The following is a 14357-nucleotide window of genomic DNA, read 5'->3' on the forward strand; positions in this document are numbered from 1 at the left end:
TTTTTTCAATAATATTTTTGATAGTATTCAATATAACTATCCAAAGTTTTTTGGTTGGCTAATTTATCCAGATTTTCCCGGGTAATGATAAAAAAACTGTATTTATCCTTTGGTACCTTCATAATATCGGCCATTAGCGGGATAATGGAACGGGCGTAATTTTTAACATCGTCCAGGCTATAAAAACGGCCTACAAATATCAGCTGACTATCGTCGCCAACAGGTTTCAAGTCGTGCTTAATGGCGCTGCCCGAAAAACGGGTCCGGTTAAACTGCCCTATACCAAAACGTGATGATGACAGGTTAGTTGTACCGGTACTTACATTTACCACAAAATAGTAATTTGTGCTGTCGCGTAAGCTAAATATATATGTTGCCGCGGCTGCCGGCAGCGGGCTTGCCGGCGCCGGCTGCTGTTGGGCTTGTTTGGCGGCGGCAAACTGGTCAAGTAATTTCCTTACCGAATCAACGCTTGGCGCTGTGTTGGCGGCAACCTGTTGTTTGGGTAGCTGAACAACTGTTTTAATCGAATCCTTGCGTAATAAAACTCTGGTACTTACCGATGTTTTAACGGAATCCTTGCGGGATACCACCACAGCGCTAACCGGCGGCTTAACAGGTACTGTTGTTTTAGGCTTATCGGCTGGCGGAGCTGGTTTTGCTACGGCTACCGGTGGTGTTACCGGTTTCCGCACCTCGGGTATCAACGCAACCGTGGGCGACGGATGATACTCCGGGCGGTATTCTGTTTGTTTTTGAAAAGCCACCGGCGGGGTAAACGGTATATCGTTAACATCGTTACCTGTTAATACCACCGTACGCGTTTCCATTTCTACCCTGTTCGAGTCGATATAAGTTAAATGCTGGGTGGCTAACGGTGTTACCAGTTTATCATCCGGGTATTTCGCTACTATCTGCTGCAAATCGGTCATGAAAGGTGTCAGCTTTTCCTGGTGGCCGGCAGCTATGGTGCGTAAATAAAATAGCTGGGCGGCAAAGCGGTTATCGGGGTATTTGGTCAATAAATCGTTTGCCTGCGCAATCACTTCCGCATATTTTCTTTGCACATACAGGTCATAAACGCTGTTATACAAAGCGGTAAACCCGGCATCGGCGTCGTCAAGGTGTTTACTATATTCAGGATCGAGGATGATTTTGGCAAAAACACTTTGACTGAATTCTTTCAGGATCATATTCTTATAAGCCTCGGATTTGGTTACATCCACACCGGCATAAAGGCGGTACAGGTTATAATAAACAGCCGCTTTATCGCTGCTTTTAGGGAAGCGTGTTAATATAGCTTCGTACGTTGTAATAGCTTCTTTTTTATCGCCCAATAAATCGCGGTAAAAATTGGCCATATCCATGTAGGCGTTGTAAACGCGAATATTCGACCTGTTGAGCAAATCAGGGGTTAATGGCAGGTTTTTAATCAAATCCTGCCGATAGCTGCCCGCGTCGCCATTAGTTTTTGTAGCTGCGTCCTGGGTTGTTGGTGCAAAGGGGTCTTCCACAGGCGACGACATCACAGCGGCTCCATTGGCCGCTATATTTGTAGCCGATCGTTTACTGCGCCGCCAGTTATCTTCCAGTTTGCGGTTGCCCCATTGCCTTTTAAAATCATTTACACCAAGGCCTATGGCAGTTGGGTTATAAAAATAAAATGTGCTGCTGCCACTTTTGTTTGCCTGCTGATTATTGAGGTTATTGCTGCCGCGGCTATTTTCAAACTGGCCGTTGTTGGCTGCCATAGTTACAGCAGCCGCTTTATCCTGCAATATTTTATGGTTAACCATGGCATCAATTCGGGCAGTGCGTGTTTGCTCGTCAAGTGCGGCAAGCATTTGCAAAGTGTCCTCGCGGCCGATGGTTTGCAGCAGGCCGGTTAGTATTTGCAGGTTATTGGCTTTTTTGCGGATGATTTGGTAACCGGGATAGGTTGGCGCCAGGTAGGTAAGTGTACTATCGTAATAAAGCTTGGCCCCGGCATAATCGGCCTTATTTTTAAAATCGATATCGGCGATGCGTAGGTACGAGAGGCCTTTTTGATTTTGGTTTTTAACGCTGTTACGTACCGATAGCTGATAGTTTTTTACAGCACCGTCAATATCGCCGGCGGCGTAAAGTTGCTGCGCTACCTGGTAGTAAATCTGATCGGTAAATTCCTTGTTATTTTGGTTTTTAAGCAGCTTGCGCAGCCGTTCAATTTTATTTTGTTTGACGCCGTTTTCCTGGTCTTGCAGGCGGATGCGGTTTAGGTTGGCGTTAAAAGCCATCTCGAACGATGAATTGCTTTTAGCAATGCCGGCGTAATTAACTATAGCAGCATCGGGTTTTTGATTAAGCTCCTGTAACTGGGCCAAAATGAACGTCCAGCGAAGTTTCAGCTCACCGTCGCGGCAAAGTTTTAGGGCGGTTTTGGCGCTTTCCTCGGCGGCAGGGTAATCTTCTGTATTTATATAGTATTGCAGCTGTGTAGCGTAAATGCCTGCCGGAATACTTTTTTTAGGGTTGATGTTTTTGATGGCGGTATCTATGGCCACTTTGGCTTCAGCCGGGTTATTGAGGTACAGGAGCGCCCGGCCTTTCCATATCAAAGCTTCCTGCTTAAGGTTAGCCTGCTTGCCGTATGATGCAATCACGTAGTTAAAGTACTCAACGGCATCAAAGTAGTTACCTTCCAAAAAGCGCGCTTTGCCCATAACCAGGTAAGCATCGCCTAAATAATGGCTTTGTTCTTTAATATTGATGATCTTGTTGGCTTTGCTAAAGGCCAGTTCCAGGTCTTTATCGGCAGTGGCGCTTTGTGATACGGTATCGGGGTAAACATTTAGCAGTTCGTTATACGAGTCAACAAAACCGGCGGCATAGCTTTCCTGCTTAAGGCGCAGCAGTTCGTTGGCATTAAACAGTATATTGTAATGCGCCGTAAGGTTTTGCATCTGGCGGTTAAAACCGCTTTCCTTTTCGAGCGAGCAACCTGCTATGATGAATAATAGCGCGGGCAATAATAATTTACGTGGTGTAGATAGGGAAAATATGCTCACTCGCCTCAAAATATGTTCTGGTTATAAAAGCATTGCTAAAATACTAAAGATTATACAATAGGTTTAATAAATTTGCGCATGGCCCAAAACGAAAAAGGTGACGATAAGGATAACGCTGGTAAGGAAGTAAACAGCTATGCCAAATTTAGCGGTGTGGCTTTCCAGATGATAGCCGTTATTGGCGTGTTTGCCTTTGCCGGTTACAAAATAGACCAGGCCGGTAACCACCAAACCAAATGGGCCACGGCCGCTTTATCGCTTGTTGGCGTATTTATTTCATTGTACATTGTTATCAGATCCGTAAAGAGTTGAAACTACTTCCTACCGCATTATCTTTTCTTGTATTTATTGTTATTATTTCGTTACCTCCGTTGGTTTCGGGCTATGCCGGATATCCCGGTTTACTTATAGAGAAGTTTTGGCTGCTGTTTTTTTTTGTTGGCGGGCTTACCTTTTTTACGGTAATGGCCATTGTTTTTGTAGGCCAAATTAACAAAGAAATGTACGCGCAGGCCTTTTTGGCGGCTACTACGGTTAAGATATTGGCCTGCTTGTTTTTTGTGCTCTTTTTTTTGAAGAAAAACGTAGTAAACCGGTACGTTTTTGCCGGCGATTTTTTTTACGTATATTTTCTAAATATGGCCTTTGAAATTTATGGTTTGTTACGTAACTTGCGCAACCAAAAAATAAGGTAGAAAACTTCATTTAGATGTATAACAGCTCGATTTTGAACTCAAAAATATTTAAAACATTCCTGATTTCCGCGCTTTTTTTGATGTTAGGTGTAATGCCTACACTATCATTCTCGCAAGAAAATGCTAAAAAAGAAGAGTCAAAACCTTTCGATCCGAAAGAAGTAGTATTTGAACATATCGGCGATTCGCATTTCTGGCCAGTATCAATTCCGTTGATGGGCGAGCACTTTATTTCGTTGCCTGTAATATTGTATACCGATAAAGGGCTGGAAATTTTCTTGTCGGGTTCCTTATTAAAGGAAGAGGGTAAAGAAGAAGGTCCGGTTTATAAAGGTACGCACTATAACTATAAACTTGAAGGCAACAAAATAGTTGCTGTAAACGAAGCCGGCGAGGTGGATAAAGCTGCCAAAGTTTACGATTTTTCAATCACCCGTAACGTAGCCAGTATGTGGATGGGGATGATTATTTTGTTAATTGTTTTCTTCGCTGTTACATCGGGTTATAAGAAAAATGTTGGTAAAGCGCCAAAAGGTATCCAGGCGTTATTGGAGCCGGTTATCCTTTTTGTACGCGATGACGTGGCTATTCCTAATATAGGTATTAAGCACGGAAGGTACATGCCTTTATTGCTTACTATATTCTTCTTTATATTGATCAATAACCTGTTGGGCCTGGTTCCATTTTTTCCGGGAGGTTTTAACTTAACGGGTAATATAGCAGTAACTATGGTGTTATCGGTAATTGTGCTTATCGTTATTAACTTTAGCGGTAACAAATACTACTGGAAACACATTTTTACACCTGATATCCCTTTTTGGTTATACCCTATCATGGTTCCGGTTGAGCTTATTGGTATCATATCTAAGCCTTTCGCGTTAATGATCCGTTTGTTTGCAAATATTACTGCGGGCCACATTATCGTATTAAGCTTAATATCATTGATCTTTATCTTTAAAACCGCATGGATGTCAACAGTTTCTGTCCCGTTTGTGGTGTTTATGGATATGATAGAATTGCTTGTGGCATTTTTACAGGCGTTTATTTTTACGATGCTTACATCCCTGTTTATAGGTATGGCTGTTGAAGAGCATCACCATTAATCTGAATTAATTATAATTAATATACACGTTTTAAATTATCAAACAATGAGTGGAATGATTGGAACAATTGCTCAAGCTGCTGCAACAGGTGTTGTTAGCCTTCAAAAACTTGGTGCAATTGGCGCAGGTTTAGCTGTAATTGGCGCAGGTATCGGTATCGGACAAATCGGTGGTAAAGCCGTTGAAGGTATCGCCCGTCAGCCAGAAGCTGCCTCAAAAATTCAAACTAACATGATCATCGCTGCAGCCCTTGTTGAAGGTGTTGCTTTGTTTGCCGTGGTAGTAGCTTTGCTCTAATTAGTTTTAGGCAAAAAAGAAAAGAACAACCCGGGGCGATTGGCTCCGGGCTTGTTTTAATCCCCGTTAAAAGAATAATATACAAGTAATAGCTATACAGAATTATGGATTTAGTTACTCCCGCATTAGGCTTAGTTTTCTGGACAACGATATCATTTGGGATACTGTTGTTTATATTAGGAAAATTTGCCTGGAAACCAATCTTGGGCGCGTTAAGCGATCGTGAACGTTTTATTGAAGATTCGCTTCAGAAAGCCGAAGCTGCCAAAGAAGAAATGTCCCGTTTAACTAACGAGAATGAATCGTTACTAAAACAAGCCCGTGCCGAGCGCGATCAGATCCTTTCTGATGCCCGCAAGGTTAAAGACCAGATGATTGTTGATGCTAAAGAACTGGCACACAAAGAAGGTACGCGCATGATTGAGCTTGCCCGTGTTGAAATTAACAATCAGAAAGCCATAGCCATGGCCGATGTTAAAAACCAGGTAGCCACCCTGTCGCTACAAATTGCCGAGAAAGTGTTGCGCAAGCAATTTGAAGATCAGCAAAAACAAGACGAGCTTGTAAGCCAGTTATTAAAAGAAGTTAAATTATAATTTCGGATTTCGGAATTGGGATTTCGGATTTGGAAATCGCAATTTTCAGAATTATTATTTAAATAGAGATTTGGGTTGGAGGATCGGAAAATAAATCCGAAATCGAAAATCCGAAATCCCAAATAAGAAAAATATGTCAGAATTAACGGTAGGAACCAGGTACGCTAAATCCCTTATTGATCTTGCACAGGAACAAAACAGTGTTGACGTGATTAAGGCTGATATGGATCTTTTTATCCATACCTTAAAGGCAAGCCCGGAGCTTAAAGCGGTTTTGAGCAACCCGATCATCGCCCACAGCAAAAAAACCAAAATACTTGATGCCGTATTTTTAGGTAAAGTGAATAAGGTTACCATCGCGTTTTTTAAACTGATGGTTGATAAAGGCCGTGGCGAGGTTTTATATACAACTGCGCATGAGTATATAAACCAGTTTAACATTAAAAAGCACATCACTAAAGCTAAGGTTACATCGGCTACCGAATTATCGGCTGCTAACAAAGCCGTGCTTACCGCTGAAGTGCAAAAAGCTGTTGGTGGTACCGTAATACTGGATGCACATGTTGATCCGTCGCTGATTGGTGGTTTTGTATTAACCGTTGGCGACAGGCAGGTTGATACCAGCATTGCAGCAAGCTTGAAAAAATTAAAAAAAGAATTTGCCCTGAAGGTGATTCAATAATAGTAAAAACAAAACTCTAAATAAATTTAAACAATGGTAGAGGTAAGACCAGACGAAGTATCGGCAATTTTGCGTCAGCAATTGGCAGGCTTCAAGTCAGAATCTGAATTAGAAGAAGTGGGTACCGTACTCCAGGTGGGTGACGGTATTGCACGCGTTTATGGATTAACAAAAGTACAATCAGGTGAGCTTGTTGAATTTGGAACAGGTTTACAGGGTATCGTACTTAACCTTGAAGAAGATAACGTGGGTGTGGTATTGTTGGGTAAATCTGACGATATTAAAGAAGGTGATACCGTTAAACGTACCAACCGTATTGCATCAATAAACGTAGGCGAAGGCATGCTTGGCCGTGTTGTTGATACTTTAGGTAACCCAATTGATGGTAAAGGACCGATTGTTGGCCAAACTTACGAAATGCCTTTGGAGCGTAAAGCGCCAGGCGTTATCTACCGTCAGCCGGTTACCGAGCCTTTGCAAACTGGTATTAAAGCTATCGATGCGATGATCCCTATCGGCCGTGGCCAGCGTGAGTTGGTTATCGGTGACCGCCAAACTGGTAAAACTGCGGTTTGTATCGATACCATCATCAACCAAAAAGAATTTTATGATGCCGGCAAGCCGGTTATCTGTATATATGTTGCCTGCGGTCAAAAAGCATCAACAGTAGCAAACATTGTTCGCACATTGGAAGAAAATGGTGCTATGCCATTCTCTATCGTAGTTGCTGCAAATGCTTCCGACTCTGCTACCATGCAGTTCTTTGCCCCATTCGCGGGTGCTGCTATTGGCGAGTACTTCCGTGATACTGGTCGCCCTGCATTGATCATCTATGATGATTTATCAAAACAGGCAGTAGCTTACCGTGAGGTGTCGTTGTTATTACGTCGTCCACCGGGCCGTGAGGCTTATCCGGGTGACGTGTTTTACCTGCACAGCCGTTTATTGGAGCGGGCCGCTAAAATCAACTCCAATGATTCTATCGCGCAGCAAATGAACGATCTTCCGGAGTCTATCCGTGGAATCGTAAAAGGTGGTGGTTCGTTAACCGCGTTACCTATTATCGAGACACAGGCTGGCGACGTATCTGCATACATCCCAACCAACGTAATTTCGATTACCGATGGTCAGATTTTCCTGGAGTCTAACTTATTCAACGCTGGTATCCGTCCGGCCATCAACGTGGGTATCTCGGTGTCACGTGTAGGTGGTAACGCGCAGATCAAATCGATGAAGAAAGTGGCTGGTACTTTAAAGCTTGACCAGGCTCAGTTCCGCGAATTAGAGGCCTTCTCTAAATTCGGATCAGACCTTGATGCTTCAACAAAATCGGTGTTGGATAAAGGTGTTCGTAACGTAGAAGTATTGAAGCAAGGACAATTTTCGCCGGTGACAGTTGAAAAACAAGTAGCTATCATTTACTTAGGTACCAAAAACCTGATGCGTAATGTACCGGTAAAAGATATCAGGAAATTTGAATTGGAGTTCACCAGTCAGTTAGAAGAGCGTCATCCGGAAGTATTAGCTGCCCTTAAAGCAGGTAAATTCGACGATCAGATAACAGGGGTACTGGAAACAGTAGCTAAAGAACTGGCAGGAAAGTACTAAATATGCAAATGTGCAGATTCCAGATGTGCAGATGATTTGCGCATCCGGAATCTAAACATAAATAATAACCAGTGTGGTGTAGCAATTTGCACATCTGCACATCTGAAATTTGCACATCTTAAAGAATGGCTAATTTAAAAGAAGTAAGAAACAGGATAAAGTCTGTAACGTCGACCCAGCAGATCACCAAGGCCATGAAAATGGTTTCGGCAGCTAAGCTGAAACGTGCTACAAACGCTATTGTTCAATTGCGCCCATACGCCAATAAGCTAAAAGACCTTTTAGCAAACTTATCTGAAAGTTTGGAGGATGGCGCATCACCATATCTACAGGAGCGTGAGCCCGTACGTGTATTGGTGGTTGTAGTATCATCAAACCGCGGTTTGGCAGGTGCTTTTAATGCCAACGTTATTAAAACGGCCAACAACCTTATTGCCGAAAAATACAGCAAGCAACTGGCAGCCGGCAACGTTTCGATAGTAGCGATTGGTAAAAAAGGGCAGGAGTTTTACGAGAGGCGGAAATATAACGTAATTGGCAACAATAACGACCTGTTCCTTGACCTTAACTTCGAGAATGCTTCAAAAATTACTGAAAGCATTATGGAAGGTTTTGTGAATGGCAAATATGATAGGGTGGAGTTGGTATATAACCATTTCCGTAATGCTGCTGTACAGTTTTTAATTGCAGAGCAGTTATTACCGGTTCCGAAACCCGAGAAAAAAGAGGCTATAAAGGCCGCCAATGTTGATTACATCCTGGAGCCAAGTCAACGGGAAATTGTAGAGCAGCTGATTCCTAAAAACATTAAAATCCAGTTATACCGTGCGGTATTAGATTCAAATGCATCTGAACATGGCGCCCGTATGACAGCTATGGACAAAGCAACCGAAAACGCCGGCGAATTGCTGAAAGCTTTAAAACTTTCATATAACCAGGCCCGCCAGGCGGCTATTACTACCGAGCTTACCGAAATTGTAAGCGGCGCCGCAGCACTGGCCGGATAAACAAGCCCTTTATAAACTTATTTTATATGGCCCCCTTGTAAAAGGGGGCTTTTTTGTGTTTTATAGGCAGATTCTTGATTGATAGATATGCGATCGTACTTAATCTATATGACAATGATAGTTGAACTGATACGAAATTAAATACGGAAGTATAATCCCACGGAATTGCGCCGAAGGGAGGATTAAAATATAAAAAAGATATAGGTAAAACGATTTATACGAAGAATTTTGGCAGAAAATGGTGATAGCCATAACCCTTACAAATCTTGTTTTACTTAACTAAGGCTTAAATTACTGGTAGAAGTTTGGGTATAGTTAACTATTTAATAGCCTTTTTATTCAATTTTTGACCTGAAATTCGCAGTTTTAAGGCTTTTTAAGATAAAAAGACTCATATTTGCGCTAAAAAGGTGTAATACTTCATGTTTTATCGTTAATTAAGATGAGTTTTTTATGAATTTTTAATATTTTAAAAAGTTTTGCTTTTTTTACTCTAAAAACGGGTTAATTTTTCTTTATTTTTAATAAAAAGTCGGTACTGTTAAAAATTTTATTTTATTGTTTGCGTGTTGGTGCGAAAATCATAATTTAGAAAATTAACTTAACTGATTTTTTATACAATGAAAAAACTTCTATTCACGAGTTTGTGTTTTCTGTTGTTATGCTTAACGCAGGTGCACGCACAAAACCGTACCGTTACTGGTACGGTTACAGCCAAAGACGATGGCCTACCCATCCCGGGGGTAACAGTAATTGTAAAAGGTACTACCTTGGGTACCCAAACCAATGCCGCCGGTAAATTTTCGTTAAGCGTTCCGGCAAACGCTACCCTTACTTTTAAGTTTATTGGTTACAAAACAGTCGAAATGCCTGCCGTAGATCCTATTACTGTAGTGCTTACATCGGTAAGTAACCAGTTGGGCGAGGTTGTGGTAACGGGTGCGTTTAACACCAAGCAAACTTCACGCTCCATTTCTTATGCAGCACAGGTTGTAAAGTCCGATGCCTTAAACACTATTCGCCAGCCAAACGTTAACAATGCTTTGGCAGGTAAGGTTGCAGGCCTTCAGATTCGCAGCCAGTCGGTAGGTGCTTTGGGTCGTAACACACAGGTAAGGCTTCGTGGTGCTACCGGTTTCGGTAACAGCTCAGGTGCACTGTATGTTGTGGATGGTACTATTCTGCCAAACTCCGATGATCTTAACCCCGATGATGTTGAAAATATCACTGTATTGCAAGGTCCTGCTGCCTCAGCGCAGTTTGGTTCTGCGGGGGCAAATGGTGCTATCGTTATTACTACTAAAAAAGGTGGCAAAGTTAAAGGTGTTGGCATCGAGTTAAATGCCGGTGTAAACTTTGATAAGGTTTACATATTGCCTAACTACCAAAACACTTATGCCGGCGGTGCCGCTGCAGATTTAATGCAATACCATTACAAAGCGGGCGATCCTGAAGGATGGAAAGCTTTGGATGGTAAATTCTACCCGGATTATACAGACGATAGCAGCTGGGGTCCTAAAATGGTAGGCCAGGAGTATATTCCATGGTATGCATGGGCTCCGGGAACCAAATATTCGTTTAAAACGGCCAGCCTTGTTGCCCAGCCAAACAACGCGCGCAATTACTTCGAAACAGGTACTACCCTTAATAATGGCATTGCTTTCACAAAATCGGCCGACGATTATAACATCAGGATGTCGTACAACAATCAACATGTAAATGGTATAGTACCGTATACCGCCCTGATGAAAAACGTATTTAATTTAAATGTTAACTACGATTTAGGAAAACACTTTACTGTTGGCGCCAACGTTAATTTTGTTAGCCAAAAGGTACATGGTAATATAAGCGATGGTTACGCCAATGCTTCTACCGGTAACTTTAACCAGTGGATGCACCGCGACCTTGATATGGGGATCATGAAGGAGTTAAAAGACCTGACAAGCCCAGATGGCACACTGGTGAGCTGGAACCACCAGAACCCAACTTCTTACGATGCTTCAAACCCGGGTTATTTTTATGCTGGTAACTACTGGTATAACATGTACAAAATAGCCGAGCTTAATACCAAGGATAATCAACGTGACCGTTTTTATGGTAACGTGTATTTACAGTACAAGCTTAACAAGGATTTTAATATTAAGGCAACTTACCGTAAAAACTCAAGAAGCGAATGGCAAGAAGAATTCATTCCTGCTATTCTTCAAAAAAGCGGATCGCAAACAGGTGTAAAAAATTATTACCGTACTTACAATGTTTATGAAAACCGTGAAAACTACGAGTTACTGGCAAACTACAACAAACAGATCGCTGATTTTAAAATTGATATAAATGCAGGTAGCGATATTTATAACAGGAGCTACAAGGATAATGGTGGTAACACTGTTGATGGTTTAAGCATCCCCGATCTTTATAATATAACTAACTCGGTTAGCGCGCCATCAGTTTTTAACACCCGTACAAACGAGCAATACAGGGCATTATTTGCAAAGGCTACATTAGGTTACAAAAACTTTTTATTTATAGATGGAACTGTACGTAACGATTGGTTTTCCTCATTATTCCCTCAGGATAACAGCGTATTAGCTAAGTCATTTGGTGGTTCATTCGTATTCAGCGAGCTATTGCCACAGTTTAATAACTGGTTAAGTTTTGGTAAGGTAAGGCTATCTTATGGTGAAACCCCGCAAGCGCTTGCAACTGCTACCGATAACTACGGCGGATACAGGAATAACACTGTTTACGGTGTTAACCAATACAAATTTGGTACAAATATATTAATGAATACTCCCGACCAAAGTGTTGACCCGGCCTTACACGGTGCCGTGTTCAAACAAACAGAGGTAGGTTTGGATTTAAGGTTCCTTAACGATAGGTTAGGTTTATCTGCTACTTATTATGCAGGTACCGATGTTGATTTCCCAGCATCAGTTACCGTTAACCCTGCCAGCGGTTTTTCAAGCATATTAACCAACTTTGGTAAAATTCAAAGAAAAGGTATTGAGCTTACCTTAAGTGGCACACCGGTACGCATCAACAACTTTAACTGGGATGTAACCATCAATGGCGCGCGCCAGCTACAAAATAAAGTTGTAGAGGTTAGCAAAAAATATGGTGTAACCCGTTACACTAATCCGAGTGACCAGGTTTGGGGAACAGATATGCCTTACATGGTGTTCCAGGAAGGTAAAGAGTGGGGCCAGATATATGGCAACGGCATAAAACGTAATGCAGCCGGCGTTCCAATTATTGCCGCTAACGGTATGTATGCTAATGATCCGAATGTGTATTTTGGCAGCGTGCTTCCAAAATGGACCGGTGGTATCCAAAACTCATTCACCATTTTTAAGAGCTTTGTGCTTAATGCCAATATCGATTACCAGGTTGGCGGTAAATTTGTTTCATTATCAAACAGGTGGGGACAGTTTAGCGGGTTAACTGCTGCAACTGCCGCGCTTAATGATAAAGGGGTTCCGGTTCGTGATCCTGTAGCCGACGGTGGTGGTGTTAAAGTTAGCGGTGTTGACGCGGATGGTAAATCTGTTTCTAACTACATTGATGCTAAAACCTATTTCCAGGGTTTAACTAACAACAAAACTTACGATTCATATATCTATGATTTAACATTTGTTAAACTTCGTGAGGTTTCCATCGGTTATAAAATACCGGTAGCTAAATTAGGTTTAGGAAAAGTTATCCAGTCGGCAAGGTTTGATATCACAGGGCGTAACTTGTTATTGATCTATGCCAAATCAAAAGATTACGATCCTTCTGAAATTAGCTCACAACAAGGTGAAACCGGCCAGCTGCCAGGCACAAGGGGCTTAGGTTTTAATCTTAAGGTAACCTTCTAAGCAAACACAAATTAGATTCAACGAAAATGAAAAAGAGATATATTTATACACTAACAGCCGCGTTTGTTTGGTTAGGCACGGGCTGTAACAAGTTGAAAGACTTTGGTAGCGTTAACCAAAACCCTACCGCAACAACACAGCCTATTATAGCTGGGTTGTTAACCAATGCCCAGGTAAGTGTTACCGGCCTGTCGTCAACAGGTACCCCTGCAATATCAGGAGGCCAGTACGCGCAATTTTTTACTGAAACCCAGTATTCTGGTACATCGTTATATACTTTGCCTCAGAATGATTTTACACCTTACTACTCCGGCCCGTTGTATGATTTGCAGAATATCATTAACCTTAACCAAAGCAAGGCATCATCTGCGGTAGCCAAAATTTTGCAACAATATATATTTTGGGTAGTAACAGATTCATGGGGCGAAGTTCCTTACAGCGACGCTTTAAAGGGCTTAACTGCTATTCAGCCGAAATATGATACGCAGGAGACTATTTATAAGGGCATAATAGCCACTTTAACATCTGCCCAGGCCGAGCTTGATGGCTCGTCATTAGCAGGTGATGTAATTTACGGTGGTGATGTTGCTTCATGGAAACGTGCTGCAAACTCTATTAAACTATTAGCTGCTGTTCAGCTGTCAAAGGTTGTTCCTGCTGCAAGCGGTTACGCTGCAACAGCCGTTAAAGAGGCGATTGCTGCCGGCGTTATCGAATCAAACAGCCAAAATATGAAAGTAACTTTCCCCGGTGGCGGTATCAAAAGCCCCTGGTATAACTTGTACGATGGCCGTAAGGATTTTGCAGAATCTGCTACCATGACCGATATACTTAAAGGCCTTAATGATACCAGGCTTAGCGTATACGGTGGTAAAAGCGAGGCCATCGGCAACACAGAATCATCTGATATTGGTGTAACCTACGGTTTGGCCCGTAACAACGTGTTAGCATTTATTGAAGCTAACCCCAACTGGGCGCGTGTAATGCGTGGCGATTTCCGTACAACTACCGGTTCGGTAACTATTGTTACTGCGGGTGAGGTTTACCTTGCAAGGGCAGAGGCGGCGTCATTAGGATGGACCTCAGAAGTTGTTGCAACTGATTACGTGGCTGGTATCACAGCTTCAAACGGTCAATGGGGCTTAGCTGCACCAACCGCTGCCTATATTGCAGCTGCACCTCCAACCATTGCCAACATCACCATCCAAAGGTGGATTGCAAGTTACCCTGATGGGCACCAGGCATGGGCTATCTGGAGAAAGTCGGCTACTACTGCTAATCCAAAAGGTTACCCTGCACTAAACCCTGCGCCAGATGCTGTTAACGCTTCTAAAAAGATTGTAAGCCGCTTTGTATATCCTACAAACGAGTATAGCTCAAACGAAGTTAACGTTAAAGCTGCTGTTGCCAGGCTTACAGGTGGTGATACCCAGGACGCTCACGTGTGGTGGGATGTAGACTAATCAGT

At 42.4% G+C, this 14357-nt stretch carries 11 protein-coding genes; 10 read left to right on the plus strand and 1 reads right to left on the minus strand.

The annotated features are described in order from the left end of the window. Positions 1-5: 5 nt before the first annotated feature. Entirely contained in the window at positions 6-3047 is a 3042-nt protein-coding gene (gene porW, locus PQ469_RS02645; RefSeq protein WP_274211593.1) for a type IX secretion system periplasmic lipoprotein PorW/SprE, read from the minus strand. A 78-nt stretch (positions 3048-3125) separates the two neighbouring features. On the opposite strand from porW, the gene PQ469_RS02650 reads away from it, so the two are divergent. The 10 genes from PQ469_RS02650 to PQ469_RS02695 all read left to right on the plus strand — a co-directional run bounded on the left by PQ469_RS02650 (position 3126) and on the right by PQ469_RS02695 (position 14352). Continuing rightward, positions 3126-3359: an AtpZ/AtpI family protein gene (locus PQ469_RS02650; protein WP_274211594.1), complete on the plus strand. Its 234-nt coding sequence runs from the start codon at positions 3126-3128 to the stop codon at positions 3357-3359. Further along, positions 3356-3742 (plus strand): hypothetical protein, encoded by a 387-nt coding sequence (locus PQ469_RS02655; protein ID WP_090642510.1) that lies wholly within the window; start codon positions 3356-3358, stop codon positions 3740-3742. Before PQ469_RS02650 ends, PQ469_RS02655 begins: the two co-directional genes overlap by 4 nt. 32 nt (positions 3743-3774) lie before the next feature. Then, complete coding sequence (gene atpB, locus PQ469_RS02660) at positions 3775-4845, plus strand: F0F1 ATP synthase subunit A (protein WP_337993753.1); 1071 nt, start codon at positions 3775-3777, stop codon at positions 4843-4845. Between the two features lie 54 nt (positions 4846-4899). Continuing rightward, positions 4900-5142, plus strand: coding sequence for an ATP synthase F0 subunit C (atpE, locus tag PQ469_RS02665; RefSeq protein ID WP_274213861.1), 243 nt, complete (start codon positions 4900-4902; stop codon positions 5140-5142). 104 nt (positions 5143-5246) lie between these two features. Continuing rightward, complete coding sequence (atpF, locus tag PQ469_RS02670) at positions 5247-5738, plus strand: F0F1 ATP synthase subunit B (RefSeq protein WP_274211595.1); 492 nt, start codon at positions 5247-5249, stop codon at positions 5736-5738. Positions 5739-5871: 133 nt separating this feature from the next. Then, a complete protein-coding gene (gene atpH, locus PQ469_RS02675) occupies positions 5872-6420 on the plus strand; it encodes an ATP synthase F1 subunit delta (RefSeq protein ID WP_090642521.1) in 549 nt (182 codons plus the stop codon). Positions 6421-6453: 33 nt separating this feature from the next. Beyond that, the gene (atpA, locus tag PQ469_RS02680) at positions 6454-8028 is read left to right on the plus strand and encodes a F0F1 ATP synthase subunit alpha (RefSeq protein WP_090642524.1); all 1575 of its coding nucleotides are present in this window, start codon (positions 6454-6456) and stop codon (positions 8026-8028) included. A gap of 125 nt (positions 8029-8153) precedes the next feature. Continuing rightward, positions 8154-9035 carry an ATP synthase F1 subunit gamma gene (gene atpG / locus PQ469_RS02685; RefSeq protein ID WP_274211596.1) on the plus strand — a complete coding sequence of 294 codons (882 nt, stop codon included), beginning with the start codon at positions 8154-8156 and terminating at the stop codon, positions 9033-9035. A gap of 620 nt (positions 9036-9655) precedes the next feature. Next, a complete protein-coding gene (locus PQ469_RS02690) occupies positions 9656-12889 on the plus strand; it encodes a SusC/RagA family TonB-linked outer membrane protein (protein ID WP_274211597.1) in 3234 nt (1077 codons plus the stop codon). Between the two features lie 26 nt (positions 12890-12915). Further along, positions 12916-14352 carry a SusD/RagB family nutrient-binding outer membrane lipoprotein gene (locus PQ469_RS02695; RefSeq protein WP_274211598.1) on the plus strand — a complete coding sequence of 479 codons (1437 nt, stop codon included), beginning with the start codon at positions 12916-12918 and terminating at the stop codon, positions 14350-14352. The last annotated feature ends 5 nt before the right edge of the window (positions 14353-14357 follow it).

This window comes from Mucilaginibacter sp. KACC 22773, from assembly GCF_028736215.1.
Taxonomy (GTDB): domain Bacteria; phylum Bacteroidota; class Bacteroidia; order Sphingobacteriales; family Sphingobacteriaceae; genus Mucilaginibacter.

Bases quoted from the DNA above. Each gene is read 5' to 3' on its own strand.
- PQ469_RS02650 (WP_274211594.1), top strand. From the start codon at position 3,126: ATGGCCCAAAACGAAAAAGGTGACGATAAGGATAACGCTGGTAAGGAA.
- atpE (WP_274213861.1), top strand. From the start codon at position 4,900: ATGATTGGAACAATTGCTCAAGCTGCTGCAACAGGTGTTGTTAGCCTT.
- atpF (WP_274211595.1), top strand. From the start codon at position 5,247: ATGGATTTAGTTACTCCCGCATTAGGCTTAGTTTTCTGGACAACGATA.
- atpH (WP_090642521.1), top strand. From the start codon at position 5,872: ATGTCAGAATTAACGGTAGGAACCAGGTACGCTAAATCCCTTATTGAT.
- atpA (WP_090642524.1), top strand. From the start codon at position 6,454: ATGGTAGAGGTAAGACCAGACGAAGTATCGGCAATTTTGCGTCAGCAA.
- atpG (WP_274211596.1), top strand. From the start codon at position 8,154: ATGGCTAATTTAAAAGAAGTAAGAAACAGGATAAAGTCTGTAACGTCG.
- PQ469_RS02690 (WP_274211597.1), top strand. From the start codon at position 9,656: ATGAAAAAACTTCTATTCACGAGTTTGTGTTTTCTGTTGTTATGCTTA.
- PQ469_RS02695 (WP_274211598.1), top strand. From the start codon at position 12,916: ATGAAAAAGAGATATATTTATACACTAACAGCCGCGTTTGTTTGGTTA.